This window comes from Actinophytocola sp. (genome assembly GCF_035762905.1).
Taxonomy (GTDB): Bacteria; Actinomycetota; Actinomycetes; order Mycobacteriales; family Pseudonocardiaceae; genus DASYTH01.
Genome location: NZ_DASUCC010000103.1, coordinates 60,984 through 86,565, shown reverse-complemented (window position 1 = coordinate 86,565; position 25,582 = coordinate 60,984). Strand labels below are relative to the sequence as shown.

The 25,582-nt window shown below is 71.2% G+C and carries 23 protein-coding genes and 1 pseudogene; 15 read left to right on the top strand and 9 right to left on the bottom strand.

Annotation, left to right across the window (positions count from 1 at the left end):
* From VFV67_RS23235 to VFV67_RS23225, 3 genes and pseudogenes are all read right to left on the bottom strand, one after another.
* Window positions 1-361, bottom strand: a pseudogene (locus tag VFV67_RS23235) (hypothetical protein); the annotation flags it as partial.
* Window positions 358-1,119 (bottom strand): phytanoyl-CoA dioxygenase family protein, encoded by a 762-nt coding sequence (locus VFV67_RS23230; protein WP_326472734.1) that lies wholly within the window; start codon window positions 1,117-1,119, stop codon window positions 358-360. The gene VFV67_RS23230 and the pseudogene VFV67_RS23235, both read right to left, overlap by 4 nt.
* A 41-nt stretch (window positions 1,120-1,160) precedes the next feature.
* Complete coding sequence (locus tag VFV67_RS23225) at window positions 1,161-2,024, bottom strand: LLM class flavin-dependent oxidoreductase (RefSeq protein WP_326472733.1); 864 nt, start codon at window positions 2,022-2,024, stop codon at window positions 1,161-1,163.
* A 140-nt stretch (window positions 2,025-2,164) separates the two neighbouring features.
* Between VFV67_RS23225 and VFV67_RS23220 the strand changes: the two genes are divergently transcribed.
* The 11 genes from VFV67_RS23220 to VFV67_RS23170 all read left to right on the top strand — a co-directional run bounded on the left by VFV67_RS23220 (window position 2,165) and on the right by VFV67_RS23170 (window position 13,920).
* On the top strand, window positions 2,165-3,313 hold the full coding sequence (locus VFV67_RS23220) for an aminotransferase class I/II-fold pyridoxal phosphate-dependent enzyme (RefSeq protein ID WP_326472732.1): 1,149 nt from the start codon (window positions 2,165-2,167) through the stop codon (window positions 3,311-3,313).
* Entirely contained in the window at window positions 3,310-4,206 is an 897-nt protein-coding gene (locus tag VFV67_RS23215) for a glycosyltransferase family 2 protein (RefSeq protein ID WP_326472731.1), read from the top strand. The genes VFV67_RS23220 and VFV67_RS23215 overlap by 4 nt, the downstream gene beginning before the upstream one ends.
* Window positions 4,203-4,934 (top strand): PIG-L deacetylase family protein, encoded by a 732-nt coding sequence (locus VFV67_RS23210; RefSeq protein ID WP_326472730.1) that lies wholly within the window; start codon window positions 4,203-4,205, stop codon window positions 4,932-4,934. Before VFV67_RS23215 ends, VFV67_RS23210 begins: the two co-directional genes overlap by 4 nt.
* A gap of 100 nt (window positions 4,935-5,034) precedes the next feature.
* Window positions 5,035-6,132 carry a radical SAM protein gene (locus VFV67_RS23205; protein ID WP_326472729.1) on the top strand — a complete coding sequence of 366 codons (1,098 nt, stop codon included), beginning with the start codon at window positions 5,035-5,037 and terminating at the stop codon, window positions 6,130-6,132.
* Window positions 6,119-8,311, top strand: a complete 2,193-nt coding sequence (locus tag VFV67_RS23200) for an AMP-binding protein (protein WP_326472728.1) — start codon at window positions 6,119-6,121, stop codon at window positions 8,309-8,311. Before VFV67_RS23205 ends, VFV67_RS23200 begins: the two co-directional genes overlap by 14 nt.
* The gene (locus tag VFV67_RS23195; RefSeq protein ID WP_326472727.1) at window positions 8,311-9,084 is read left to right on the top strand and encodes an SDR family NAD(P)-dependent oxidoreductase; all 774 of its coding nucleotides are present in this window, start codon (window positions 8,311-8,313) and stop codon (window positions 9,082-9,084) included. The genes VFV67_RS23200 and VFV67_RS23195 overlap by 1 nt, the downstream gene beginning before the upstream one ends.
* 4 nt (window positions 9,085-9,088) lie before the next feature.
* Entirely contained in the window at window positions 9,089-10,174 is a 1,086-nt protein-coding gene (locus tag VFV67_RS23190; RefSeq protein WP_326472726.1) for a Gfo/Idh/MocA family oxidoreductase, read from the top strand.
* Window positions 10,171-11,193 (top strand): hypothetical protein, encoded by a 1,023-nt coding sequence (locus VFV67_RS23185; RefSeq protein ID WP_326472725.1) that lies wholly within the window; start codon window positions 10,171-10,173, stop codon window positions 11,191-11,193. Before VFV67_RS23190 ends, VFV67_RS23185 begins: the two co-directional genes overlap by 4 nt.
* Window positions 11,190-12,353, top strand: a complete 1,164-nt coding sequence (locus VFV67_RS23180; protein WP_326472724.1) for an LLM class flavin-dependent oxidoreductase — start codon at window positions 11,190-11,192, stop codon at window positions 12,351-12,353. Before VFV67_RS23185 ends, VFV67_RS23180 begins: the two co-directional genes overlap by 4 nt.
* Window positions 12,350-13,270, top strand: a complete 921-nt coding sequence (locus tag VFV67_RS23175; RefSeq protein WP_326472723.1) for a transglutaminase domain-containing protein — start codon at window positions 12,350-12,352, stop codon at window positions 13,268-13,270. The genes VFV67_RS23180 and VFV67_RS23175 overlap by 4 nt, the downstream gene beginning before the upstream one ends.
* Window positions 13,267-13,920 (top strand): HAD-IA family hydrolase, encoded by a 654-nt coding sequence (locus VFV67_RS23170; protein WP_326472722.1) that lies wholly within the window; start codon window positions 13,267-13,269, stop codon window positions 13,918-13,920. Before VFV67_RS23175 ends, VFV67_RS23170 begins: the two co-directional genes overlap by 4 nt.
* A gap of 118 nt (window positions 13,921-14,038) precedes the next feature.
* Here the strand turns inward: VFV67_RS23170 and VFV67_RS23165 are convergent, their stop codons facing one another.
* A complete protein-coding gene (locus tag VFV67_RS23165) occupies window positions 14,039-14,875 on the bottom strand; it encodes an SAM-dependent methyltransferase (protein WP_326472721.1) in 837 nt (278 codons plus the stop codon).
* The gene (locus VFV67_RS23160) at window positions 14,838-15,665 is read right to left on the bottom strand and encodes an arylamine N-acetyltransferase family protein (protein WP_326472720.1); all 828 of its coding nucleotides are present in this window, start codon (window positions 15,663-15,665) and stop codon (window positions 14,838-14,840) included. Before VFV67_RS23160 ends, VFV67_RS23165 begins: the two co-directional genes overlap by 38 nt.
* A gap of 54 nt (window positions 15,666-15,719) precedes the next feature.
* On the opposite strand from VFV67_RS23160, the gene VFV67_RS23155 reads away from it, so the two are divergent.
* Window positions 15,720-16,457 (top strand): siderophore-interacting protein, encoded by a 738-nt coding sequence (locus VFV67_RS23155; protein ID WP_326472719.1) that lies wholly within the window; start codon window positions 15,720-15,722, stop codon window positions 16,455-16,457.
* Here the strand turns inward: VFV67_RS23155 and VFV67_RS23150 are convergent.
* Together VFV67_RS23150 and VFV67_RS23145 are read right to left on the bottom strand one after the other, a co-directional pair.
* The gene (locus tag VFV67_RS23150; protein ID WP_326472718.1) at window positions 16,411-18,003 is read right to left on the bottom strand and encodes an FAD-dependent oxidoreductase; all 1,593 of its coding nucleotides are present in this window, start codon (window positions 18,001-18,003) and stop codon (window positions 16,411-16,413) included. The genes VFV67_RS23155 and VFV67_RS23150 overlap by 47 nt on opposite strands.
* Window positions 18,003-19,646: a carbamoyltransferase family protein gene (locus tag VFV67_RS23145; RefSeq protein WP_326472717.1), complete on the bottom strand. Its 1,644-nt coding sequence runs from the start codon at window positions 19,644-19,646 to the stop codon at window positions 18,003-18,005. The genes VFV67_RS23150 and VFV67_RS23145 overlap by 1 nt, the downstream gene beginning before the upstream one ends.
* 144 nt (window positions 19,647-19,790) lie before the next feature.
* On the opposite strand from VFV67_RS23145, the gene VFV67_RS23140 reads away from it, so the two are divergent.
* Genes VFV67_RS23140 through VFV67_RS23130 form a run of 3 tightly spaced genes read left to right on the top strand, consistent with a single transcriptional unit; the run spans window position 19,791 to window position 22,394 of the window.
* On the top strand, window positions 19,791-20,603 hold the full coding sequence (locus VFV67_RS23140) for a class I SAM-dependent methyltransferase (RefSeq protein WP_326472716.1): 813 nt from the start codon (window positions 19,791-19,793) through the stop codon (window positions 20,601-20,603).
* Between the two features lie 11 nt (window positions 20,604-20,614).
* A complete protein-coding gene (locus tag VFV67_RS23135; protein ID WP_326472715.1) occupies window positions 20,615-21,985 on the top strand; it encodes a cytochrome P450 in 1,371 nt (456 codons plus the stop codon).
* A gap of 10 nt (window positions 21,986-21,995) precedes the next feature.
* Window positions 21,996-22,394 (top strand): PPOX class F420-dependent oxidoreductase, encoded by a 399-nt coding sequence (locus VFV67_RS23130; RefSeq protein WP_326472714.1) that lies wholly within the window; start codon window positions 21,996-21,998, stop codon window positions 22,392-22,394.
* 32 nt (window positions 22,395-22,426) lie between these two features.
* Here the strand turns inward: VFV67_RS23130 and VFV67_RS23125 are convergent, their stop codons facing one another.
* Entirely contained in the window at window positions 22,427-23,653 is a 1,227-nt protein-coding gene (locus VFV67_RS23125) for an HNH endonuclease signature motif containing protein (protein WP_326472713.1), read from the bottom strand.
* Between the two features lie 1,061 nt (window positions 23,654-24,714).
* Window positions 24,715-25,551: a hypothetical protein gene (locus VFV67_RS23120; protein WP_326472712.1), complete on the bottom strand. Its 837-nt coding sequence runs from the start codon at window positions 25,549-25,551 to the stop codon at window positions 24,715-24,717.
* Window positions 25,552-25,582: the final 31 nt, after the last annotated feature.

Here is a 25,582-nt window from a genome sequence, read left to right as displayed (position 1 = left end):
TGTTGGTGGTGAGGGGGCGCCAGGCGGACATCTCGGTGGCGAGGGTGGGGGAGGCGAAGGCGATGATGGGGCAGGGGAGGGGGGCGGCGGCGGGTGGGGGTGGGGAGTCGCAGACCACGAGGCGGGTGGGGGCGTGGGCGGCGGTGGACCAGGCGGTGGCGAGGTCGAAGGCGGCGGGGGCGAGGGGGCCGGTGGCCAGGAGGGCGTAGGGGGCTGGGCCGGGGGGGTTGGGGGCGTCGGGGGGAAGGGGGTGCAGGGCTATCTGGGGGGCGGTCAAGGCCGCCCAGTCGGTGAGGGCGGGAGTGGGGGCGTCGAGGAGGCAGGCTAGGTGGATGACCGCCTTCTCGGGGGACTCGGTCACGGGAGGCCGTCCAGCATGCCGAGGGAGAGGTAGTTCTCCCAGCCGAGCAGGCGGCGCATGCGGGGGGTGGCGCGGTCGAGCACGGCCTGGTCGAGGCCGACGAAGAAGTTCTGCTGCTGGCGGATGTAGCCGCGGCAGTAGTAGTTGAGGATGCCGCGACGATATTCACCCCCGGTGGTGTTCTGGCCGGTCTGGTGCCAGAGGCGGCCGTCGAACACCATCACGGAACCGGCGGGGCCGCAGACGGGGACGGTCTCGGTGTTGCCTTCGCCGGAGAGGTAGTCGGGTTGGCGGTTCCACCGGTGGCTGCCGGGGACGATGCGGGTGGCGCCGTTGGCGTCGGTGAACTCGTCGAGCATCCACATGCTGTTGGCTACCAGGGCGTACGGCGGCCACGGCGGGCGGGCGAAGGTCTGGTCGGCGTGCAGGTTCATCGACGCGCCACCGGGACCGGCCACGTTGGCGTGCGTGCTCGACAGCATGAAGTTGTAGCCGAGCAGGTGCTCCATCACCCGGAACACCGCCCCGTTCGCCACGAGGTCGGCGAACTCGGTGCCCTTGTTCAGCAGGCTGAACACCCGCTGGTTGTCGTTCTCGTAGAGGAACGCGGTGCCGTCGTCGCGCTCCTGCTGCATGACTTCGGCCAGACGTTTCTGCACGGCGTGCAGTTCGTCCTCGGGAATCGGGCAGGTCAGCAGGCAGTATCCGTACTCGTCCAGATCCGCGGTGGCCTGGGCGAGGTCATCGGTGAGTTCCACGACCATAATTCGAAATTACCAATCCGGTTTGAAATATCGGTTCACAGCGTCACGTCGGCAAGGCGGTGCACCTGGACCGGGTCGGCCACGGTCGGGTGGAACACCACCTCGTCCACGCCGCAGTCGGCGTACTCGGCGAGCACCGAGCGGATCGCCGAAGCCGACCGAGGGGTGGCGGTCACGAAGTCCTCGGCCGCGTCCCCGAGCACCGCGAAGTAGTCCCGCACGAACGCCGCCGCCGGCTCGGCCGCGTCCGATCCGAGCGCGAACCGCTGCAGCATCACGATCCGCGGCGCACCCGTGCGGCCGGCCGAGGACCACGCCGCACGGACCCGTTCGGCCGCCCGCACCGTCTGCGCCGCGGAGAGTCCCGGCGCGGTCCAACCCTGCGCCCAGCGGGCCACCCGGCGCGCCGCCGCCGCCGTGATACCGCCGATGAGCAGCGGAATCCGGTCGTCGGACACCGGCGAAGGCCCGACCGCCCGGTCGCACCCGGGCGGCACCTTCCCGGCCCACAACTCGTGCAACGCGCGCAGCGAAGCGTTGAACCGGTCCACCCGGTCGTCGAACGACCGCCCGGCCACCGCGAAGTCGTCCGCGCGCACCCCCGGCGCGAGCCCGAGCACCAGCCGCCCGCCGCACAGCTGGTCCAACCCGGCGGTCTGCTTGGCCAGTTCCGCATCGCTGCGCAGCGGCGCGATGAGCACGTTCGTCATCAGCCGGATCCGCTCGGTCACCCCCGCCGCCGCGGCCAACGCGACCAGCGGGTCGTAACCGGGATAGACCAGTCGCTCGGTCGCGGCCAGCCCGGCGAAACCACGCTCCTCCGCGGCCCGGGCCCAGTCGAGCAGCGCGGCACCGGACGCTCCCGGAATCATGTTCGGCAGGGCGAGAGATATCTCCATGTCACCACAGCCTTCGCGCCGCCCGATACCGCTGTCAATGACGCTCCAGCCATTCTTCAATGGCGCACTCGACGCACCCGCATTACCCGACACAAACTGGGTATTGCGTTACCGAACGATTCCAGAAATGAGGGGCCCACATGAGCATGGAGTTTCCGGCATGGCCGCAGTTCGACGATACCGAACGGGCGGCGCTGGTCCGGGCCCTGGATCAGGGTCAGTGGTGGCGGATCGGCGGCGCGGAGGTGCGTGCGTTCGAGGCGGAGTTCGCCGCGGCGCACGGCGCGAAGCACGCGCTCGCGGTCACCAACGGCACCCAGGCGCTGCAGCTCGGCCTCGACGTGCTCGGCCTTGCGCCCGGCGACGAGGTGCTGGTGCCCGCGTTCACCTTCCTGTCCTCCTCGCTGGCGGTGCAGGCGCTCGGCGGCGTGCCGGTACCGGTGGACGTGGACCCGGACACCTACTGCATCGACCCGGCGGCCGCGGCCGCCGCGGTGACCGCCCGGACCAGGGCGATCATGCCGGTGCACATGGCCGGCCAACTGGCCGACATGGACGCGATGGACAAGCTGGCCGCCGACGCCGGCGCCCGGATCCTGCAGGACGCCGCACACGCGCATGCCGCCCGCTGGCGCGGCCGCCGGGTCGGCGAGCTGGGCTCGGTGGCCGCGTTCAGCTTCCAGAACGGCAAGCTGATGACCGCGGGCGAGGGCGGTGCCCTGCTGTTCGACGACGACGAACTGCACCGCGAGGCCTACCTGCGGCACAGCTGCGGCCGCCCCGCCGAGGACCGGCTGTACAAGCACACCACCACCGGATCGAACCTGCGGCTCGGTGAGTTCGCCGCGGCCGTGCTGCGCGCGCAACTGTCCCGGCTGGAGGACCAGGTGAGCACCCGGGAGGCGCGTTGGGCGGTGCTGCGACCGCTGCTCGCCGCGATCCCGGGCGTGCGCCCGCAGGGTTCGGACGACCGGTGCGACCGCAATCCGCACTACATGGCCATGTTCCGGGTGCCGGATCTCACCGAGGAGCTGCGCAACCGCCTGGTCGACCGGCTGGTCGACCGCGGCCTGCCGGCGTTCGTGGCGTTCCGCGCCATCTACCGCACCGACGGCTTCTGGGCCGGCGCGACCGAGGACACCACGGTCGACGAGCTGGCCGAGCGCTGCCCGAACACCGACGCGATCAGCCGGGACTGCGTGTGGCTGCACCACCGGGTGCTGCTCGGCACCGAGGAGCAGATGCACGCCGTCGCCGGCGTTCTCACCGAGGAGTTGGCCCGGCTATGACCGACAACCGGCCCGAGGTGGCCATCGTCATCCCGACCAGGAACAAGGCCGGCCGGCTGCGGCTGACCCTGGCCTGCCTTGCCGAGCAGCGCGACGCGCCACCGGTGGAGGTGGTGCTGGTCGACGACGGCTCGACGGACGGCACCCGGGGGGTGGCCGCCGCGGCGGACCTGCCGGTGCGGGTGGTCGGTGGTCCGGGCCGGGGCCGGGCGGCGGCCCGCAACGCGGGCGCCGCCGCCGCGACGGCCGGGCACCTGGTGTTCGTCGACGACGACATCCTGGTCGGACCGGACTTCGTGGCCGCACACCTGGCCGCGGCCGGCCCGGACCGGTTCGTGCACGGTCCCCTGCGTGAGCTGGTCACCGCCGACCGCCTGGTGGTGGAGCTGGCCGGGGCGTCCGACACCGAGATCCGAGCCCGCCGGGACGCCCTGCTGGACGGCTCGGCCGGGCGTCGGTACCGGCTGTTCGGCAACGCGCTGGAGCGCACGGTCGAGGCGATGGCGCTGGGTTGGCTGCCCGATGTCGCGCCGTGGCTGGGCTCGGTCGGCGCGAACGTCGGCCTGCCGGCCGCGGCCTGGCGGACGGCCGGCGGGTTCGACGAGGGCTTCGGCACCACCTGGGGCTGCGAGGACCTGGAGCTGGGCTACCGGCTGCACGCCTGCGGTGTGCGCCGGGAGTTCGCCGTGCAGGCGCACGGCATCCATCTCACGCACCGCCGGCCGGACCGGTGGGAGCAGCACGACGTGAACCTGGACCGGTTCCGCCGGCTGCATCCGGTGCCGGCCGTGCACCATCTGGACCGGCTGCTCGGTCCGGACGGCGACGCGAACCGCTACGTCGATTCGGTCCGGGCCGCCGACCGGGAGACCGTGCGAGGTGGTCGCCGGTGACCGAGACGCGGCACGTGGTGCTCTCGCCCCATCCGGACGACGCGGTCTGGTCGTCTGGCGGCCGGCTCCGGTGCTGGGCCGGCTCGGGCGTGGCACCAACGGTGGTCACGGTGTTCGACGGCAACGGCGACTCGCCGGCCGACCGGTGGCGCCGGGTGGCCGAGCCGGCGACCCGGCGGCACGAGGACGCGGCCGCACTGGCCTGCGCCGGCGCCCGCCGGGTCTCCCTCGGGCTGCCGGACGCCGCGGTCCGCGGCGACCGGGGCGTGCCCAGGTACGGCAGCCCACTGCGGCTGTTCGGGACGATGCACGAGCGCGACGCCGAGCTGCCCGGCGAGGTGGCCGACGCGGTCGCCGGGCTGCTCGGTCCGGATGTGGTGGTGCACGCGCCGCTGGCGGCCGGGCGGCATGTCGACCACCGGGTGGTGCGCGCGGCGGCGAAGCTGCTCGCCGGGCGCGGCGCGCAGGTGTGCTACTACGAGGACTTCTCCTACCGGGTGCGCCCGGCCGACCACGAGGGCCTGAGTCCGGAGCACGCCGAGGTGGACGTCACCGGCTGGGTGGCGGCGGCCAGCCACTACCACAGCCAGGTGAGCGCGCTGTTCGGCTCGCGCGCCTCGTTCGAGGCGGCGCTGCGCGCCCGGGCACTGGAGCACGCGAAGCAGACGCCGTGGCTGCACGCCGAGAGATTCTGGAAAAACGGCGCCAGAAATGGTTTTGACGGCTGATTTTTCGGTCTATCCCGTCTTGCGTCCGGCGCATTTGGGTACCTAACGTGGAGTGTCCGGGCAAGATTTCTAGGCATCCCCATGCCGGGAAGAAGGAAATATGATCAACACGCTGCTCGGAAATGACCTGGTCATTAACGAGGATTCGTGCAACCTGAGTTGTGAGTACTGCCTCACCGGACAGAGCAACCTGAAGGAAGGGCACCGGCTCAAGCTCATCTTCGACCCGCCGAAGAGGGACACCTACGATGACGGGACCGAGTTGGCGCACCGGGTGGACACCGTCGCCGACCGGTTGCGCACCACCTTCGACATCCCGCTGCTCAAGGTGACCGGCGGCGAGATCTTCCTGGTCAAGGGCATCATGGACTTCCTGGAACAGGAGGCTCCCAAGCACGAGGTGCTCGTCGTGCAGACCAACGGTGTGCTGGTCAACGAGGATCATCTCGAGCGGCTGCGCTCGTTCGGCAACGTGGTGCTGCAGGTGTCGCTGGACAGCCACCTGCACTCCGGGAACAGCTACCGGGTGCAAAAGCCGGATCTGCACGAAAAGGTGATCCGGTCGATCTCGATGATTCTCGACTCGGGTATTCCGTGCGAGATCTACAGCGTGCTGAACGACCGCAGCGTTTCGGAGATGGCGGAGTTCGCCGGGTGGTTGAAGGAATTCAAGAATCCGCCGGTGTACTTCCCGTTCCCGGTCCGCGGGCCGGACGCCGAGAACTTCGCGGTGCGCCCGGACCAGTTGCACTACATCGAGGAGTTCGTCGACCGCTACGACGAGTTCGCCGAGGTGCTACCGCCGCGGGCCTACTTCGACCGGCTGCAGAGCTTCTACCGGGAGGGCAAGCGCACGTTCCGCTGCCACCTGCCGCGGCTGGTCGTCTCGACGTTCAGCGACGGCGTGGTCACCCCGTGCCCGAACATCTGGTTCAGCGACATGGGCAAGGTGCTCGAGGAGGACTGGGACCAGACGCTGGAGAAGGTCGGCGAGACCGGCCTGTACAAGGCGCTGCTCGCCGACCGGCCCCGGCTGTCCGCCTGCCACGGCTGCTTCACCCCGTGGGACACGCTGTCGATGTACTTCGACGACGAGATCACGCTCGACGAGCTGTGCTCGGCGCCGACCTACTCGCCCGAGCCGATCCGGCGGATGCTCGAGACCGCCAAGCAGGACTATGTCCGTGGCAACGCATGACTCCCTGCTGACCCGCCTCGCCCGGCTGCCCGGCGACGTGCAGGTCACCCGGGAGCGCACCGCAGGGCAGCTGGTCGCCGAGGTCGAGGAGCTCTCCGCCGGCCTCGCGGTCGGCCCGGGCGAGCCGGTCGGGTTCCGGCTGCCGAACAGCGAGCAGTGGGTCGTGGGCTTCCTCGGCCTGCTGCACGCCGGGGCCACGCCGCTGCTGATCGCCCCGGACGCGCCGCGCAAGGAGGTCGACCGGCTGCTCGGCGAGGCCGGGGCGGGCCGCGAGCTGATCCTGGACGGCGGGTTCCGGCTGGCCGGCGAGCCCGGCCCGACCGGTGACCGGGGCGTCCTGCTGACCACGTCGGGCAGCACCGGGCTGCCGAAGCTGGTGCTGCGCGACGAGGAGTCGCTGCTCGCCGAGGGGCTGCGCTACCAGGAGGCGGCCGGCCTGGACGGCGCCGACCGGCTGGTGCTGCCGTTGCCGCTCACGCACGCCTACGCGCTCGGCTGGCTGGCCGGGGCGCTGGTCTCCGGAACCCAGGTGGTTCCGCTGGCGCCCACCGCACTGTCCGCGGTGGCCGCCGAGCTGGCCGACGGCGCCACGATCCTGGCGCTGGTGCCCACCACCGCCCGGCTGCTCACGCTGCGCGGGAAGCGCAAGCCCATCGAGGCGCCCAAGCTGCGCCTGGCGATGGTCGGCGCCGGCCCGGTGGACGACCGGCTCGAGGAGGACTTCCGGTCCGCCCTCGGCATCTCCACCGGCCGCAACTACGGCTCGACCGAGACCGGGGCGCTGTTCTGCGGCCTGTCCGACTTGCCGCCGCGGTGCGTCGGGCATCCGATGCCCGGGGTTCGGTACCGGATCACCGGGGAGGCTCCCGGCCAGCTCGAGGTGGCCATCGGCACCGGTTCCTGGCAGCCGACCGGCGACCTGGCCGACGCCGACGAGCACGGCCGGGTCCGGGTGCTCGGCCGTCGGCACGGGGCGGTGCGCCGGGGCGGCCGGTGGGTCGCGCCGGCCGAGGTGGAGTCGGTGCTGCGCGAGCATCCCCAGGTCCGCGACGCCCGGGTCCGGGCCGGGCGCGGCCGGTTCGCCGACGAGGAGTCCCTGGTCGCCGAGGTCGTGCCGGACGGCGCGCTGGACGAGACCGACCTGTTGGACTTCGCAAGGGACCGGCTGTCCGGGCACAAGGTGCCCGACCAGGTGCGGGTGCGCCAGGAACTGGAGCGCACCGCGACCGGCAAGCCGGCGCACGGCGCCCGGCACTACCGGCTGGCCGCCGCCCCGGACGTGGCCGCCGCGATGCGCGCCTACCGGCGCTCCGAGCTGCTGTTCGCCCTCGGCTCGCTTGGCGCGCTTGACCGGCTGGCCGGCGGCGCGGACGTCGACGAGTTGACCGACGAGCTGGACCTGCCGGCCGAGTCGCTGCGCTGGGTCCTGGACATCGCCACCGATCTGGGCATCACGGTCGAGGGTGAGGGGGAGCCGGACGAGCCGGTGGCCGGGTTCGGCGAGCTGCTCGGGTTGGAACGGGAGCTGGCCGGGGGTTGGCTGTCCGCCCGGGCGATCGCCGACGCGGTCCGCACCGGGATCCCGGACCGGCCGTTCGAGACCGCCGAGCTGGACCCCGGGCTGCTCGCCCGGTACGGCGCGGCCATGCACGGCCCGCACACCGCGGCCCGCACCAGGTTGGGACTGCGCCTGCTCGGCAGGCACGCCCGCGGCCGGGTTCTCGAGGTGACGGCGGGGCCCGGCCGCTACCTGGCCGCGCTGCGCGAGCGCCGGCCCGACCTGACCGGTTGCCACCTGCTGCAGGTCGGCCGGCTGGCCGGCGCGCCACTGTCCGAACTGGACGGTGCGGTGCCGGTCGGTTCGGACGCGCCGGCCGGGGTGTTCGACGCGTGCGTGGTCAGCAACGCCGTGCACGGCCCGGGTCCGACCGCCGACCCGGCCTGGCTGTTGGACCGGTTGGCGCCCGGCGGGGTGCTGCTGGTCGACGACCTGTTCCTGCCGGCCGACGGCGGGCCGGGCGCGGAGTTGGGCCTGGACTGGCTGACCCACGGCGGCACCGCCTGGCCCCGGCTGGACGGCTGGCTGGCCGGCCTGGCCGCGGTGGGTGGCTCGGTGGTCCGCACGGTCCGCCTCACCCCGCCCGAATGCTGTCTGATTCTCGCCACCGAGGAGCACTGATGGACACAACGCAACACCTGGCGGACCGGTACGGGCTCGCCGACCGGGTCGCCATCGTCACCGGCGCGTCCGGCAACATCGGCTCGGCCTGCGCCAGGGATCTGGCCCGGTGCGGCGCGTCCGTGCTGGCCCACTACCACAGCAACGAGGCCAAGGCACGCGCCCTGGCCGAGGAGATCAGCGCCGAGGGCGGCAAGTGCGTCCCGGTCAAGATGGATCTGTCCACTCCGGACGGTCCGGACCGGTTGGTGCGGGCCGCGCTCGACGAGTTCGGCAAGGTGGACATCTGCGTCGCGGTGGCCGGGCTGCGTACCCGCAAGCCGGCCATGGCGACCGATCCGAAGGACGTCGCCGGGCTGATGGCCACGAACTTCCACAGCGCGGTGAGCCTGGCCAAGGCGTGCCTGCGCCCGATGATGCGGGCCCGGTACGGCCGGATCGTGGTGTTCGGCTCGACGGCCGGCGCCAACGGGCTGTCCGGGCACAGCGTGTACGCCGGCACGAAGGCGGCGCTGCACGCCTGGGCGTCCTCGGCCGCCGGGGAGGTGTCCGGCCGGGACATCACCATCAACGCCGTGGCCCCCGGCGCGATCCGGGCCGACGACCTGGACTTCCACAGCTCCAGCGAGCAGGAGTTGGTGCTGCGGTTCATCGGCGCCGGCCGGTTCGGCGAGCCGGACGAGGTCGCCTCGGTGGTGTCGTTCCTGTGCACGCCGGCCGCCAGCTACGTCAACGGTTCCACGGTACTTGTCCATGGAGGAGCGAGGTTCTAGAGACATGTCCACTGCTACTCAACCGATCCGAGTCGCGATGATCGGCCTCGGCTGGGTGTTCACCGACATCTGGGCGCCGATGCTGGCCGATCACCCCGGGTTCGAGGTGATCGGGGTGCTCGACCCGGACCCGGCCGCGGTGGCCAGGGCCACCGAGCTGTTCGCCGCCGCCCGCACATTGTCCACAGTGGATGATCTGGACCCGGCCGAGGTGGATCTGGCCGTGGTGGCCACGCCCAACCACCTGCACGCCTCGACGGCCGCCACGCTGCTCCGCCGGGGCATCGCGGTGTTCGTCGAGAAGCCGGTGTGCCTGACCTCGGCGCAGGGCGCGGAGCTGGTCGAGGCCGAGCGGGCCGGCGGCGCCCGGGTGCTGGCCGGCACCTCGGCCTGGCACCGGGCCGACGTCAAGGCGCTGCGCGCTCAGCTGGACCAGCTCGGTCCACTTCGGACGGTCGACCTGGCCTGGATCAGGGCGCGCGGGGTGCCCGGTGCAGGCGGCTGGCTGACCAGCGGCGACCAGGCCGGTGGCGGCGCGCTGTTCGACCTGGGCTGGCACCTGATCACCATCGGCCTGCGCATGATCGGCTGGCCGCCGGTGACCGACGTGGTCGGCTCGGTGTCCGCGGACTTCGTCGGCCGCAACGGTTTCGAGTCCGGCTGGCATCCGGCCGGCGGCACCGGCGGGGTCGACGTCGAGGACACCGCACAGGCCAGCTTCCGCACCGAGACCGGCGTGTTCTTCACCCTGTCCACCGCGTGGGCCTCGCACGCCGAGGCCGACCACACCCGGATCACCCTCGAGGGCGCGGACGGCCGGGCCGAGCTGCTCTGCACGTTCGGGTTGAGCCCGAACCGGACCGGCGGGTCGTCGCTGCGGGTGCTGCGCGCCGGCCGGACCGAGCAGATCGAGGTGCCGGACGAGCCGGTGGGCGCCGAGTACCGCCGCCAGCTCGATCTCCTGCCGACCCTGCTGGCCGATCCCAACCAGCCCGGCGCGGCCACCGCCGAGTCGGTGCGGATCGTCGACCTGATCGAGCGGATCTACGCTTCGGCCGGCGCGGTCACCGCCGGGCCGGTGCCGGGGTGACCGCGATGGAGCCGGTGCGGCGCGGCCGCACGCTGGCCGTGGCGACCACGCCGGATCGGGTGCGCCGATTGCGCACCGCGGTCGACGCCGCCGCCGGGGGCCGGACCCTGTTGCTGTGCACCGAGTTGTCCGAGCCGACCCCGGCCGCCGCGGCGGCCACCGCCCAGCTGGCCACGCTGGCCGCGTTCACCTTCGCCTATGCCACCGGGAAACCGGTGTCCACGGTGCTTCCGGTGCCGGACGTGACCCGGGATCCGGGCGAGGCGCGGGACCGGGCGGCGCAGCTGGAATGGCTGACCGGCTACCGGGAATCGGCCGCCCGCGGCCCGATCGGCCAGGCCGACCGGTGGCTGTCCCAGCTGTCCCTGGCGCCCCGGTTCGACGCGGCGGAGGCCGCCTTCCTGGACCGGATGACCAAGGCGTGGGCGTTCGCCACGGCCTACGGCGGCGACCCGGCCGAGGTGGCCAAGGTGCTCAGCGCGGACCGGTACCTGGCCTGGCCGGCGTCGACCAGCGCGCATCCGCGGCTGATCCGGGAGAGCCGGGCCGAGGGTGCCGCCTACGGGCTGCTCAGCCCCGGGGTGCTCTGCCGGCCGGTGGCCGACCGGCCGGACAGCCGGCGGGTTGGTGAGCTGGTCAACCCGGTGGTACTTCGGCTGCGGCCGGGCATCCGGGCCGACGAACTGGCCCGGCTGTGCGGCCGGCTCAACCCCGCGCGGACGCCGGGCCGGCTGGCGTTGCTCACCCCGCCGGCACCCGCGAAGCGGCTCGGCCGCTACCTGACGGCCACCGCCGGGCACCGGCCCGCCTGGGTGCTCGGCTGCGGCTCCGGCCGGCGGGCCGCGCCGCGGCTGCACCGGATGGAGTCGGTTCTGCGCGCGCACGGGGCCCAGCTCGGCGGGGTGTGGCTGGCCGGCCGGGGCCGGTGGCTGGAGCAGGTGGTGCGGCTGGCCACCGTGCTGGCCAGCCGGCCGACGGTTCCGATTCTCGATCACACGATGACAGGAGCGGCAGGATGAAGTTCGGCTACTTCTCGCATGTCTGGGGACGTCCCGGCGCCACGCCGGCGCAGCGCTACGAGGAGCTGTGGCGCGAGATCGAGCTCGCCGACGAGGTCGGGTTCGACTACGCGTTCTCGGTGGAGCACCACTTCTCGCCGTCGGAGAGCTGGATGTCCTCGCCGGCGATGTTCTGCACCGGCGCGGCGGCGCGCACCGACCGGATCCGGGTGGGCCCGATGGGCTACGTCCCGGCCCTGCACAACCCGATCGCGATCGTCGAGGAGATCGCCGCGCTGGACCAGGTGCTGAACGGCCGGCTGGAGGTCGGCATCGCCTCCGGGGTGGCGCCGACGTACTTCGGCCCGTTCGGCGCGAAGTTCGAGGAACGCAAGGAGCGCGCCAAGGAGTGCGTCGACCTGCTGCGCGCGGCCTACGGCACCGACGACGACTCGTTCGGCTTCACCGGGCCGTTCCACGAGTACTCCGACGTGTCCATGTCCTTCGCGCCGGTGCAGCGGCCGCACCCTCCCCTGTGGATTCCGACCAGGGACCGCCGCACGCTGCGCTGGCTGGCCGAGATCGGCGCGCACACCTCGTCGACGATGATCGTGCCGCGCAAGGCGTTGGAGGTCGTGTACCGGCACTACGTGGACTGGTGGAAGGCGGCCGGACACCCGGGCGTGCCGAACATCGGCTACTGGACCCTGGTGCACGTCGGGGAGAGCGATGAGGAGGCGATCAGCCGCGCCGCGCCGCACCTGATCCACACGTTGACCAAGACCCTGTTGTACGGCAAGGGAACGCCGGCACCGGAGACCGGCAACGGCGAGCTGTCCACCGCGGACATCCTGGCCAACGCCGGCGACATCAACTTCCTGCTGGACAACAACCTCATCTTCGTCGGCTCACCGGAGACGGTGGCCGACCGGATCCGGGCCGCCGCCGACGAGGGCGTGTTCAACACCCTGCTCGGCGAGTTCACCTTCGGCATGATGAGCGAGGCCGAGGTCGAGGCGTCCACCCGGCTGTTCGCCACCGAGGTGATGCCTGCCCTCGCCGACCACGAACCGTACGGCGACAAGAAGGCGGAGCAGAACGCCAGGAAGGGCACGGTGTACGACGAGTCGGAGGAGCGGCTGGTCTCCGAACGGCTGCAGGCGCTGGGGTACATCGAATGACGTCCGCAGTGGACCTCGAGGCGCTGCCCCGGCTGATGCGGCTGGTGCACCGGGTGCCGATGCACATGCGCCGGTTCACCGTGCCGCAGCGGCTGGCCAAGTCGCACCACCGGATCACCCCGGAGCTTGCCGACGTGCTGGTGGCCGAGGGGCTGCCGCACGTCGGCACCGGCGAGCACCGGCTGTTCGACGACTACGACCTCGGCAACCTGGCCCTGCACCTCGGCCTGGTGTCGGTGCGCCGGATGACCATGCGGTCCTGGGCGAACAGCCTGAACCGCAACAGCGAGCTGGCCGATCCCGCGGTGCGGGTCGGCGTGCTGCCGCGCTGCCCGGTGCCGCCGCACGACGGGCCGTGCCAGTTCCAGCTGCTGCGCGAGAACGGCCACCGGGAGCCGGTCACCGCCCTGCCGGACGGCCGGGATCCGGTGGCGCACTACGACATCCGGCTCACCAGCGCCTGGCCGGAGCTGGCGCAGGCCGCGCGCGAGCTGGCCGACGAGGTGGCCGATCTGGACTTCTTCCTGCTGCCCGAGGCCATCCGGTGGGACCACGAGTTCACCATGCGGGCCCGGATCGCCGACTGCGGCAGCGTCGCGGACTGGCTGGTGCGGGAAGGCGAGCGGCGCGGATTGCAGGTGCGGTTCGCGTTCGGGCTGCTCGTGGTCAAGCCGTACTCAACCCCGCACTGCTGGGCCGAGTTCCGGACCGACGGGGTGTGGGTGCCGTACGACCCGCTGCTGCTGGACGCCATGCGGCGGTGGGCCGGGCTGGACCGGGAGCGCTGGCACCCGTACCGGTCGATCGGCCCGGTGCTGCACCGGTTGTGCGGCCACTTCACCAAGGTGGCCTCGCACGACGGCGCCTGGGCCCCGATCTCGCTGCCCACCGACTACGTCAGTGAGGAAACGCCATGACCCCGCCGAGCCCGATCACCGCGGTGATCTTCGACCTGGACGGCGTGCTTGTGGACAGCTTCGCCGTGATGCGCCAGGCATTCGAGACGGCCTACGCCGAGGTGGTCGGCGGCGATCGGCCGCCGTTCGAGGACTACCGGCGGCATCTCGGGCGGTACTTCCCGGACATCATGCGGATCATGGGCCTGCCGGCCGAGATGGAGGAGCCGTTCGTCCGGGAGAGCCAGCGCCTGGCCCATCAGGTGCGGATCTACGACGGCGTCCCGGCCATGCTCGGGTTGCTGCGCACGCTCGGCGTTCCGACCGCGGTCGCCACCGGCAAGAGCGGCCCGCGGGCCCGGTCGCTGCTCGGCCAGCTCGGCCTGCTCCGCCGGTTCGACGCGGTGATCGGCAGCGACGAGGTGCGCAGGCCCAAGCCGGCGCCGGACATCGTCGAGCGGGCGCTGGCCGTGCTCGCCGTGCCGGCCAGCGCGGCGGTGATGGTCGGCGACGCGGTGACCGACATGCGCAGCGCCCAGTCCGCCGGGGTGCGCGCCGCGGCCGCCGTCTGGGGCGAGGGCGAGGAGGCCGACCTGGTCGCCGCCAACCCGGACATGGTGCTGCGCCATCCCATGGCGGTGCCGATGCTGGTCCGCTCCCGCGCGGCGTGAGCGAGCCTGCGAGCGAACCATCGAGCACCGCCCCGCCGCCGAGCTTGCGAGGCGACGGGGCAGAGCAGCTCCGAGCTTGCGAGGTGCTGCCCGTGACCGGACCAGCATCCGGCTCGCTTCACTCAGGGCGTTCGGCGACCACGAGCAGCTCGCCCATGCTGGTCACGTCGATCATGTCGGCCGGGTTGAAGGTGTCCACCATGCCGTCGCCGAACTCGCCGGTCAGGTCCGGCCGGGAGTCGTCGATCATGGCGGCCTCCTGGACGAACGTCTGCCGCACGCTGTGCTCGGTGAAGTCGAGCAGCTCCACCGGGCGCAGGCCGGCCCGGCGCAGCATGGCCGGATATCCGTCCAGGTCGGCCAGGGTCATCATGAAGTCGCGGCAGTAGCGGTCCACCGCCGGGCGCTCGGCGTCGGGGATCGGTGTGCGCTCGAAGAAGTCGGTCAGCACCACCCGGCTGCCCGGCCGCAGTGCCTTGGCCACGCCGGCGAGCACCTGCTCCCGATCCGGCATGTGGATGATCGACTCCAGCAGGTAGGCGCCGTCGAAGGACTCCGCATCGAACGGCAGCTCCATCGCGTTGGCGTGTTGGAACCGCAGCCGGCCGGCCAGCCCGGAGGCCTCGGCCAGCGCGGTGGCCCGCTTGATCTGCTCCCGGCTGATCGCGATCCCGGTGACCTGCGCGCCGGTGCGGGTGGCGATCCGCGCGGCCGGTCCGCCGACCCCGCAGCCGACGTCGAGCACCTGCTTGCCCGGGCCGACCCGCAGCCGGTCGGCGACCATGTCGGTGAGCCGGTCGGCCGCTTCGTTCAGCGGCACGTCACCGTCCTCGAGGTCCCAGTATCCGAAGTGCAGGTTGTCGCCGAGCATCGTGGCGCCGATCTCGGTGAACCGGTCGTAGAGCCGGCCGACCTCCTCAGGTACGGGTGTGGCGTGCTGCGGCCGCTGCGACATGGCGTTCCTTCCGGTTGAGAGCGAACATTTGCGGTTGCCCCCAGCCGTGCAGGATCCAGGTGAGTGCGGTGTCGTGGTCGCGGTCGTCGTCGAGTTCGGTCTCGGTGGTCGCGCCGTTGCGCACCACGGTCAACCGCCTGCCGGCGAGCAGCGCGTGCTCGCCGACGCCGATCGCTTTGTAGCACACCAGCTTTCGGGTGTACGGCGACTCGGGTGAGGTCTGGTGGAAGGCACGCACGTGGTCGAAGTCCGGCCACCGGCGCGGGGTCGGGAGCAGTCGGAACATCCGCTGCCAGGCGCCCCGGCCGACCCGGTGGGACACCAGGGGATTGCCGCCGTCGTCGGTGACCCGGAAGTCCACTCCGGACTGACGTTGCGGCGCCGCGTCGTCCAGCCGCAGCGGCTCCGGAAAGGAGATCGGACCCCATCCGACATCGGCCAGCCAGGTCCGCGGACCCGCCTCGACCAGCAGCACCGGGTGGTGGATGTCCGGGAAGTACCCGTCCCCATCGGCGATCTCGGCGCCGATCAGCGTGACCCGGAACCCCAACTCGGTGAGCAGCCAGTCGAACGTCCGGTTCAGCTCGAAGCACAACCCACCACGCGAGCGGGAAACCACCTTGTCCAGCAACGAAGCGCTGCTGTCACCAAGTGGTATGCGGTGCAGAACATCCAGGTTCTCGAACGGCACCGACATCAGGTGCCGCCGGTGCAGTTCCCGCAGCGCCCGCACCGGAGTTCCCGGCACGGCACGGCATCCGATCCGCCTCAGGTAGCTGGCAGTGTCCATATGCGCGTCCTCATCCCGGCCAACGTAGCAAGACGGTGCTAAAATCCTGGAATAATGCCATTTCGCGACACCCGAATGCTCGAGGTCAGGATCGCCGAGGTCCGCGCCGTCACGCCGCGGATGCGCGAGATCCGGTTCCGTGGCCCTGCGTTGAAAACGCTGCCCAGCAAGCCCGGCGCCCACCTTCCGATCGGGGTTCCCGACTCCGGTGGGCAGACCGTGCTGCGCACCTACTCGGTGTGGACGCACCAGCCAGCCGCGGCCGCGCTCACCATCCGCGTGCTGCTCCACGATCCCGGCGGCCCGGGCAGCGTCTGGGCGAGCACCGCCGAGATCGGTGACCGGCTGTGGATCGGCGTGCCACGAAACAAGATCGTGCTGGACCCCGCCGCCCCCTACCACGTTTTCGTCGGCGAGGAGACCGGTGCTGTCCCACTGCTCACCATGCTGGCCGCCGTGCCGGACGTCGCCGAAGCCTACGGCGTGTTGGAGACAACCGGCCCGGACGAGGAGTTCGCCGCGCCCGGTGCGGGACCGGCCGGTGCGCGGCCCGCCGGCTCTCGAACGCTGCCCTGGGTGCACCGGGGCGGTGCCCCGGCGGTGGCGTCCCGGGTGCTGCTGCGCGCGGTGCGCGAGTTGGACCTGCCGGCCCGGCACGGCGTCGCCTACGTCGCCGGCGAGTCCGCCACCTGCCGGCACGTGGTGCGGCACCTGGTCAGCGAGCGGAACTGGCCGCGGTTCGCGGTCAAGACGCAGGCGCACTGGACTCCCGGTAGGTCCGGGCTGGTCTGACGATCCTGCCCAGCACCCAGGACAGCAGCCGGGCCTTGTCGGCGTCGTCCGGCACCGCGCCGGTGTGCCGCCAGGCGACGAAGCCGTCCGGGCGGACCAGCGCCACGCCGCCGACGTCCAGCAGGTGGCCGCGCACCGGCACGCCCGACCGGGTGCGCACCCGGTCGGCGGCCTGGTGCCAACCCGGATCGCCGGAGAACACGGTGAACCGCCGGCCGACCAGGTCCAAAGTGGACACCGGGCCGATCCGCACGTGCGGCATCCTGGTGCCGGGCGACCAGGACAGGTCGAACACCGGTGGGAACGGGCCGCCCGGGCGGGCGCCGAGCACTGCCGGCGAGTCGTACCGGTAGCCCATGATCAGGGTGCGCGGATCGCACGGGGTGGCGCCGCCCAGCCGCTCGGCCGGGACCCCGTCGAGCAGCAGCGACTGCTCCGCGGTCGCCGAACCGACCGGCCGGCGCTCCGGGTCGTAGCTGTCCAGCAGGTCCTCGCCGGCCCAGCCGCGGCAGACCGCGGCGATCTTCCACGCCAGGTTGTGCGCGTCCTGGAAGCCGACGTTGGAGCCGAACCCGCCCGACGGCGGGTGCAGGTGCGCGGCGTCCCCGGCCAGGAAGACCGGCCCGCTGCGGTAGGTCCTGGCCACCCGGTGCCGGGCCTCCCAGCGGAACACGCCGTCCAACTCGACGCCGACGGCGTCGTCGCCGATCGCCGCCCGGATCAGGGCCAGGCAGTGCTGCGGCGTGAAGTCCGCGCGGGTCCGGCCGGTGGTCGGCCCGTAGCCGATCGCCGCCGCCCACCGGTCGCGGTCGTTGAGCTGCATGATGGCGCCGGAGAACGCCGGGTTCTCGATCATGCTCATGAAGAACCGGCGACCGCGCACCAGGTGGTCGAGGTTGGCGCGGAACAGGATCGTCATCCGGTGCGCGATCGTGCCGAGGCCGGTGAACGGGATGCCGACCCGGTCGGCGGTCCGGCCGCCTGCGCCGTCCGCCGCGACCAGGTAACGGGCCCGCACGGTCCGGGTGCTTCCCGTTTCCCCGCACCGGATCCGCGCCGTGACACCGGTGCGGCCGGGGTCGAGGCCGACCAGCTCGTGGCCGAACCGGACGTCGGCGCCGGCCCGCGTGGCCGCCGCGCGCAGGATCGGTTCCAGCCGGTCCTGGCCGCACCAGTACGGCGGGCACGGCCCCGGCACGGCCAGCTCCTCCTCGCCGGTCTCCAGGATCTCGGCGTTGCGGACGCCGGCTGCGATCGAGTCGACCGCCACGACCAGCCGGGGCAGCGTGCGGTGTGGATCGGACAGCACGCGCGGGTCCGCGGCGGTGACCACCTCGAAGCCGGCGCGGGCGATCTCCGGCTCGATGCCGGCCTCCCGGAACAGCTCCATGCTGCGCCGGGTGACGTGGGTGGCTCTCGGCATCGGCGAGGTGCGGCCGCGCCGTTCCACCAGCAACGGCCGGATCCCTTGGCGGGCAAGGAAGAGCGCCGCCGCCAGGCCGACCGGCCCGCCGCCGACGATCAGGACGGGGACGTGCGGAACCATCAGGTGCGGCTGACCAGGAGCCGGCCGAGGACCAGGTGGTCGAGGTGCATCGCGCCGAACGCGGCCACCGCGTCCTCCGGCGTCTCCACGATGGGTTGGCCGGCCACGTTGAACGAGGTGTTGAGCAGCACCGGGCAGCCGGTCAGCGCCTCGAAGCCGGTCAGCAGCTCGTACACCGCGGGGTTCTGCTCCCGGGCGAGGGTCTGCAACCGGGCGGTCCCGTCCACGTGGGTGGCCGCCGGGATTCGGTCCGGCCGGGTCACCTCGGCCACGATCAGCATGTAGGGCGAGGGCTGGCCGAGCGCGAACAGCTCGCCGGCGCGCTCCTCCTTGATGACCGGGGCGTAGGGCCGGAACCATTCGCGATGCTTGACGTTGTCGTTGAGGTGCTCGCGCACCGAGGCCGGGAATGGCGCGGCGAAGATGCTGCGGTGGCCGAGCGCGCGCGGGCCGAACTCGGACCGGCCGTCGAACCAGCCGACGATCTCGCCGCGGGCGAGCAGCTCGGCGACGGTGCCCGGCAGGTCGTCCGGATTCCTCGTGACGAAGCCGGATCCGGCCAGCGCCGCGTCCAGCCGGGCCGGCGGGTAGGCGGGTCCGAGGTAGGCGTCGCGCAGCGCCGGCAGGCCGGTGACCGGGGTGCCGGCGAGCTGGTGCAGGCCGTAGTAGGCGCAGCCGAGGCTGATGCCGTTGTCGCCGGCCGCTGGCACGACGAACACGCGCTGGAACGGGGTCTCGGCGAGGATGCGGCCGTTGGCCACGCTGTTCAGCCCGACGCCGCCTGCGATGCACAGGTCGGTCAGCCCGGTCTGTTCGTACAGCGCGGTCGCGCAGTGCACCAGGGCCCGTTCCAGGATCTCCTGGGCGGCGTGGGCGAGCGCGGCGCGATCCGCGAACGTCCCGGACTCGGTCATCCGCTCGAAAACGTGCGCGACCTTGCTGGCCGAGATGCGCACGTCACCGTCCGGCAGCAGGGTGATCAGCTCGGCCGTCTCGTCGACGAACCGGTCGTCGCCGTAGGGCGCCAGGCCCATGGTCTTACCGTCCTCGCTCACCGGGTACCGGGTTTTCGGCCCGGTGTAGGCGAGTCCGGCGGCCAGGCTGGCCGCCCGGTAGAACTGGCCGAGCGAGTTGTCGGTCTCGCCCGGCTGGTAGTACGCGCTCTCCGAGCCGGCGTCGAGGATGTGCTGGCCGCTCACCCGGTGCACCAGGTGGACTCCGGTGTGGTCGGCGACGAAGCCGCTGATGGTCTCCACCTCGCGGTCGCCGGTTCCGGCTTTCCGGCCGGACACGAGGCTTCCGGAGTTGTCGGCGACCAGTACGGCGGCGCGGTCGAGGCCGGAGGCGCCGAACGCGCTGTAGGCGTGCGCCAGGTGATGGTTGATCAACGTCACGCGCTTGCGGTAGGAGTGGTAGAACGGGCGCGGCACCAGCTCGCAGGCCACCACATGGTCCACCCCGGCCGGCGACAATCTCAGCTCGCCCAGGCAGGCCCGGCGGCTCACTCCGGCGAGGAGATCCGCGCCGAGGCCGTACTTGCTGCGTACCAGGCGTTCCTCGTCCACGGCGACCAGCCGGTGTCCGTCCGTCGCGCAGGATGACCAGTCATGCCCGGATCCGCCGAGGCCCAGTACCGCCGTCACGCTCGTCTCCTTGCGCTCGCCCGGAATTCCCGCTGTCTCGACGGTAAACGCCGGTGGCTATATGACTCGTCAACCCGTCGTCTTGCTTGAGGCTTAAGGGCGGGCGAATACGGTTTTGGCCAGCACCCGAAAGGAGCCGGGACAGTGGGCACGGACGCCGTCGGCGAGCTCTACGAGTGGGTCACCGATCTGATGATCCACACGATGGACGGCGAGCTGCACGGCGGATACTGGGCGGGACGCAACCCGCCGGAGACGATGGCCGAGGCGGCCGAGCGGCTCACCGATCTGGTGGCCGCACGGTGCCGGCTCGAGCCGGGTCAACACCTGCTGGATGTCGGCTGTGGCAACGGAAAGGCGACGTTGCGGGTGGCCGAGGCGCACCGGGTGCGGATCAGTGCGATCACGATCAGCGAGTACCAACTCCGCCTGGCCCGAACACTGGCCGCGCCGGTGGCAGCCGCCGTGGACTTCCACCTCGCCGACATGCGGGAGCTGCCATTCCCGGACGCCACGTTCGACGCCGCCCTGGCCATCGAGTCGATCAGCCACATTTCCGACCGGACGCAGGCCTATGCCGAGATCCGCCGGGTCCTGCGGCCGGGCGGCGTGATTGCGGTGACCGACTTCTGCCTCCGAAAATCCATAGCGGACCCGGAGTCGGCGGCCTGGCTGGAGACCAACTCGGCCAACTGGGAGAACGGTCCGATCCTGCCGTGCGCGGACTATGCGGCGGCGGTGCGCGCGGCGGGTTTGGAGTTGCTCGAGTTCACCGACATCGGCGACGCGGTGAAGCCGTCGTTTCCGCTCGTCGCCGACCGGATGCGCGACGCTCGCGACTCGGTTGGCGACCGCCTGACCGACCGGGAGTTCTCCGGCATGGTCGATGCGATGGAGCGTTTCGGAACCCTGCCCGAGTTGGGCTATGCGCTCGTGGTCGCCCGTAGGCCGTTCTGAGAGTTGGGGAGATGAGAGATTTGACCGACATCAACACCCGGTCCTGGACGGTGGCCACCGCGCCCGGTCGGCTGCCGGTGCTCGGCCACGCGGTTCCACTGCGGCGGGCCCCGCTGGAGTTTCTGACCTCGCTGTCCCAGCACGGCGACCTGGTTCGGCTCGACCTGGGCCGACACCCGGCGTACATGGTGTGCCACAAGGATCTCGTCAGCCAGGTGCTCCGCGACCCGCGCACCTTCGACTGGGGTGGACCGTTCTACGAGAAGACCAAGCTGCTGATGGGCAACACCCTCGGCAACTGCCCGTACCGGGATCACCGGCGGATGCGCCGGCTGGTCCAGCCGTCGTTCCGGCTGAGCCGGATCGCCTCGTACAGCAAGGTGATGCACGACGAGCTGGCGGCCGAGATGGACACCTGGCGGCCGGGCGGCACGGTCGAGCTGAACGACACGCTGCACGCGGTCACCGCCCGGGTGGGCGCGAAGGTGCTGATGTCCACGGACATCGCCGGTGACGCGGTCGAGCAGATCCTGTCCTGCCTGCCGATCGTGATGGACGGCATGTACCGCCGGGTGGTGGCACCGTGGGCCGGCCTGTACCGGCTGCCCACTCCCGGCAACCGCAGGTTCGAGGCGGCCCGGACCCAGCTGCGCGACCTCGTGCACGGCATCATCGCCGAGTACCGCCGGGCCGGCGTGGACCACGGCGACCTGATGTCCGGCCTGCTGTCCGCCCACGACGAGGAGAGCGACACCGCGCTGACCGACGTCGAGGTGCACGACATGGTCATGAACTTCCTGGCCGCCGCCACCGAGACCACCGCCACCGCCCTGTGCTGGGCCCTCTACGAACTCGACCGCAACCGCGAGTGCGAGCGCAGGCTGCACGCCGAAGCGGACCGCCTGGCCGGCACCGACGACCTGTCCACCCTGACCTACACCCGCCAGGTCATCAACGAGACGCTGCGCCTGTATCCGCCCGGCTGGATGATGACCCGGATCGTCAGCGAGGACACCTCGCTCGCCGGCCATCCGCTCCCCGCCGGCACCATCCTGGTCTACAGTTCCTATGCCCTGCAACGCGATCCGCGCATGTTCCCGGATGCCGACCGGTTCGACCCGGACCGCTGGCTTTCGGACCGCGCGGCGGAGGTCCCACCCGGCGCCATGATCCCGTTCGGCTCCGGCAGCCGCAAATGCATCGGCGACAACTTCGCCATGATGGAGACGGTGTTGTCGCTGACCCAGATCGCCGCCCGCTGGAGCCTGCGCCTGGTCCCCGGCACCAAGGTCCGCGCCGAACCCCGCGCCCTGGTCGCCATGGGCCCCCTCCCCATGGTCACCCACCCCCGCCGCGCCACCACCCGTCAAGAAGCCGCCTAAGGAGCCCGTCGTGCTCACCGACGCCCTCCGCAAGACCCTCGGCAGCCCCGTCTTCGCCACCGTCGCCACCATCCACCCCGACGGCACCCCCCACTGCTCCGTCGTCTGGATCGACCGCGACGGCGACGATGTACTGTTCGCCATCCTTTTCGGCAGCATCAAGGAACGCAACCTCCGCCGCGACAACCGCATGACCCTCGTCGTCAACCCCGACACCGCCCCCTACACCTACGCCTCCATCACCGGCACCGTCACCTTCTCCGTAACCAACCGCGACGGCTTCATGGATCGTCTGTCCTACAAGTACACCGGGATGAGTTACGACGAGTTCGCCCCGGAACCCCTAGACGATCACGACTTCGTCGTCGTACGCCTGAAGCCCGACAAGATCTACTCAATCCTCGAGTAACCGAGTCGGCCCGCTGGCTCCTTGCCCGGTGTCTATTGTCGAAGCACATTGCGCATCAGCTTCTGGTTCGGATCCAGCCAATTCGGCGGCCGGAAGTACGGCAACCCGTTCACCATCCGAATCGCCCAGTCGGAGTGGTGCACCAACCGGTGATGTCTCCTACACAAGAGCACCATGTTTCCGACGTCGGTCGGGCCTCCATCCGCCCAGTGTTTTATATGGTGTGCGTCGGTCCATCTGGCCGGCAGATGACATCCCGGGAAGGCGCATCCCCGGTCCCGGGCGATGAGGGCTTTGCGTTGGCCGGGTTTGACCAGCCGGTGTTCCTGACCGAGATCCAGCGGCACGCCCTCGCCGTTGAACACCACCGGAATCAATCCGGCGTCGCAGGCGATGCGGCGCACGGCGGTGGCCGGGAGGAATGCCCCGCCGTCCAACGTGGCGGTGCCGATGCCCTGCAGGAGGGTGTTGAGGTCGAGGTAGACGTGCAGGTGTGGCTTGGTTCCCCCGGCGGTGGCCTCATCAAGCTGCGCGGCACTGTGACACAACTGCGCCAACCCGTCGCCCCGGCGGCGTTCGGCCGGACGTGGTTCGGGCACACCCTCGGATGGGGACTGGGGCAGGCTCAACGCTCCGATCAGGCTGACGAACTCCTCACCGGCTTCCGGGTCCAAGATCCCTCGGAACTTGACCCAGCCATTGGGTTGGGTAGTGAGGTGCAGCTCGTTGACCGGCTCGGCCAGCGTGTCTTCCTGATGGGGGTCCGCACCGTCCTGGTCGATGCGGGCGAGCAGGATCCGCCCATACTGCTTGACCACCCGTGCATCGGCAGTGCGCGCGGTTTCGGTCAATGCGGACTCCACCACCTGGTGGTTCTGTGCTCCGGCCCAGTCCGGGATCGCCCGCACCGCCTCGGCGATCGCCTCCACGTGATCCGGGTCGAGAACACCCTCGTGCAAGGCCTGGCGCACCAGCGGCAGTTTGGCCGGCGCCACATAACCCACCGGCGTGACCGATTCGGCGACCTGCTCAGCCTGCGCGATCAACGCCGAGGCCTTGCGGGTGGTGATCCGCAGCAGGTCCGACAGGTACTTCGCGAGGCTGGGGTAGCCGGCGAACACCTCGGTCTGCCGGTGTCCCATTTCGTTGATGATGTCCAGCGCGGCGGCATGGTCACGCCGCATTCTGGCGAAGATTTCCACCAGCGCAGCCGGAAGCTCGGGACCCCGTAGGGCCGTGAATTCCTGGGCTGCGCTCATGCCGCCATTCTATCGGTGCCGGGGGGCGTTTCCCAGATTGTTCACTCGATCAGGTGTTCGACGGATGAATGTGCCATTCGCTTGGTTTTCGAGTTGCGTTGCAGGGGAATCTTTGCTGGTTGGCAGAGGTTCCCGGCGGCGTCGGAACGCCGGGGTGGGCGCCTTGACAGAGCGGGGCGCGGCGTTCCGCGGCACGGCTGTGGACAGGCCGCTTCGTACACGGACACCGGGCGCGGGCCTGCCCACAACCGTGCACCGGGCAGGGCGCGTCACCTTGGCAGGTTGCACGGTTGTGGTTGGCTGCCAGCCGCATTCGGTTACTGGAGTTGCCAACTGGAGTCAGCGACTCGGCCGCCGGAACGGGCAGTTCAGTTGCTGGGTCCGGGAATTCGGGGTGTAGGAGCCGACAGTTCAGTTGCTGGGGTCGGCAACTCATGTGTTGGGGTGTGGCATCCCGGGGTGGGTTGAGGTTCGGTTGTAGGTCGGCAGCTCGAGTGGTGGGGTGGGTAACCCGGGTGTTGGGTTGGGAGTTCGGCTGTTGGGTCGGCATCTCGGATGGTGGGGTTGGCAACTCGGGTGGTGGGGTAGGCAACTCGGGTGGTGGGGTAGGCAACTCGAGCAATGGGGATTGGTAACCCGGGTGTCGGGGTCGAGGGTTCGGTTGTTGGGGTCGGTAACTCGGGTGTTCGGGTTAAGGAATCGGGTGTCGGCGGTGGGACTCGCGGTGGTCGGAAGGTGAGCGGGTGATTCGGTGCACGGTTGTGGGCAGGCCGCGCCCCGGCTGTGTGCGGCGAGCACCTGTCCACAGCCGTGCTGCGGAACGCCGGGCCCAGCTTTGCCAGGGTGACCGACCCGAGCGTTCCGACGTAGCCGGGGACGGCACCCAGGCCAACCCGGCATACCGGAACCGGCGGTTCACCCGCTGCAGCCGGCAACTCGGGTGTTGGAGACGGGAATTCGGGTGTTGGAGGCCGCAGTTCAGTTGCTGGGGACGGCAACTCGGTTACTGGGGTTGGCAACTCGGGGGTTGGGATGGGACCTCGGTTGCTGGGGTCGGCAGTTCACACCCGGCTGTACGAACGCAGAATCAACAGCGAATTTACCGTCAGGATCGGCCGCCACTCCAGGCGCGTGCCCGGCGCCCATTCCGGGAACCGCATGCGCCAGCCACCGTCGTTCTCCTGTTGGTGAGCCAGGAAGTCCAGCGCCCGGTCCAGCTCGGCATCGGTGAACCAGGAGCGGGCCACGGAGTCGGGAGTGGGGGCGTAGTCGTAGGGATAGTGGTACAGGCCGGGCGGGTAGTTGGAGGGGAGGGGGTGGTCGTCGGGCCGGTCGGGGTCGAGGACGACGAGGTGGCGGTCGCGGACCTGTTCGCCTAGGCGGCGGGACACGGCGTGGGCGCGGGAGCGGTCGGGGGTGCCGTCCAGGAATTCTACGGCGGCGGCCAGTTCGTAGGGGTGGGAGTCGGTGAGGGACTCGAGGGCGGTCCAGCAGAACTGGGTGGCTTGGTCGAGCCAGGGGTGCTGGACGCGGTGGCGGTGGAGGATGCCGGCGATGGGGGCCGTTGACTGGAGGGCGCCGGTGGGGTTGGGGATGGGGGGGACGGCGGATGCGGCGGGGTAGGCGCCGGCGGCGGGGTTGCGGGCGGGGAGGCCGCCGTCGGGGGTGGATGTTTCCGAGAGGTAGCAGAGTAACGAGTCGAGGTTGGTGAGGCGGCCGGTCTCGGTGAGGATACGGAGGGCGACGGCGGTGCTCAGGGGTTCGGGGGCGGGCCCGCGGAGGTCGGGTTCCAGGGCGTGGGCATAGCCGCCGGAGGGGGCCAGGTAGGACAGCAGGGCGGTTTCCACGGCGGCGGCCGGGGCGCCGAGGAAGGCGTGGGCGAAGCGGTGTTGTTCCAAGGCCCTGCCGGTGAGCCAGATGAATTGTTCC

What these genes read in the sequence shown, in the direction of transcription:
- VFV67_RS23155 (WP_326472719.1), top strand. Translation starts at nt 15,720, where the DNA reads ATGCCATTTCGCGACACCCGAATGCTCGAGGTCAGGATCGCCGAGGTC.
- VFV67_RS23225 (WP_326472733.1), bottom strand. Translation starts at nt 2,024, where the DNA reads ATGGAGATATCTCTCGCCCTGCCGAACATGATTCCGGGAGCGTCCGGT.
- VFV67_RS23150 (WP_326472718.1), bottom strand. Translation starts at nt 18,003, where the DNA reads ATGGTTCCGCACGTCCCCGTCCTGATCGTCGGCGGCGGGCCGGTCGGC.
- VFV67_RS23165 (WP_326472721.1), bottom strand. Translation starts at nt 14,875, where the DNA reads ATGTCGCAGCGGCCGCAGCACGCCACACCCGTACCTGAGGAGGTCGGC.
- VFV67_RS23160 (WP_326472720.1), bottom strand. Translation starts at nt 15,665, where the DNA reads ATGGACACTGCCAGCTACCTGAGGCGGATCGGATGCCGTGCCGTGCCG.
- VFV67_RS23195 (WP_326472727.1), top strand. Translation starts at nt 8,311, where the DNA reads ATGGACACAACGCAACACCTGGCGGACCGGTACGGGCTCGCCGACCGG.
- VFV67_RS23215 (WP_326472731.1), top strand. Translation starts at nt 3,310, where the DNA reads ATGACCGACAACCGGCCCGAGGTGGCCATCGTCATCCCGACCAGGAAC.
- VFV67_RS23135 (WP_326472715.1), top strand. Translation starts at nt 20,615, where the DNA reads ATGAGAGATTTGACCGACATCAACACCCGGTCCTGGACGGTGGCCACC.
- VFV67_RS23175 (WP_326472723.1), top strand. Translation starts at nt 12,350, where the DNA reads ATGACGTCCGCAGTGGACCTCGAGGCGCTGCCCCGGCTGATGCGGCTG.
- VFV67_RS23205 (WP_326472729.1), top strand. Translation starts at nt 5,035, where the DNA reads ATGATCAACACGCTGCTCGGAAATGACCTGGTCATTAACGAGGATTCG.
- VFV67_RS23220 (WP_326472732.1), top strand. Translation starts at nt 2,165, where the DNA reads ATGAGCATGGAGTTTCCGGCATGGCCGCAGTTCGACGATACCGAACGG.
- VFV67_RS23180 (WP_326472724.1), top strand. Translation starts at nt 11,190, where the DNA reads ATGAAGTTCGGCTACTTCTCGCATGTCTGGGGACGTCCCGGCGCCACG.
- VFV67_RS23170 (WP_326472722.1), top strand. Translation starts at nt 13,267, where the DNA reads ATGACCCCGCCGAGCCCGATCACCGCGGTGATCTTCGACCTGGACGGC.
- VFV67_RS23125 (WP_326472713.1), bottom strand. Translation starts at nt 23,653, where the DNA reads ATGAGCGCAGCCCAGGAATTCACGGCCCTACGGGGTCCCGAGCTTCCG.
- VFV67_RS23190 (WP_326472726.1), top strand. Translation starts at nt 9,089, where the DNA reads ATGTCCACTGCTACTCAACCGATCCGAGTCGCGATGATCGGCCTCGGC.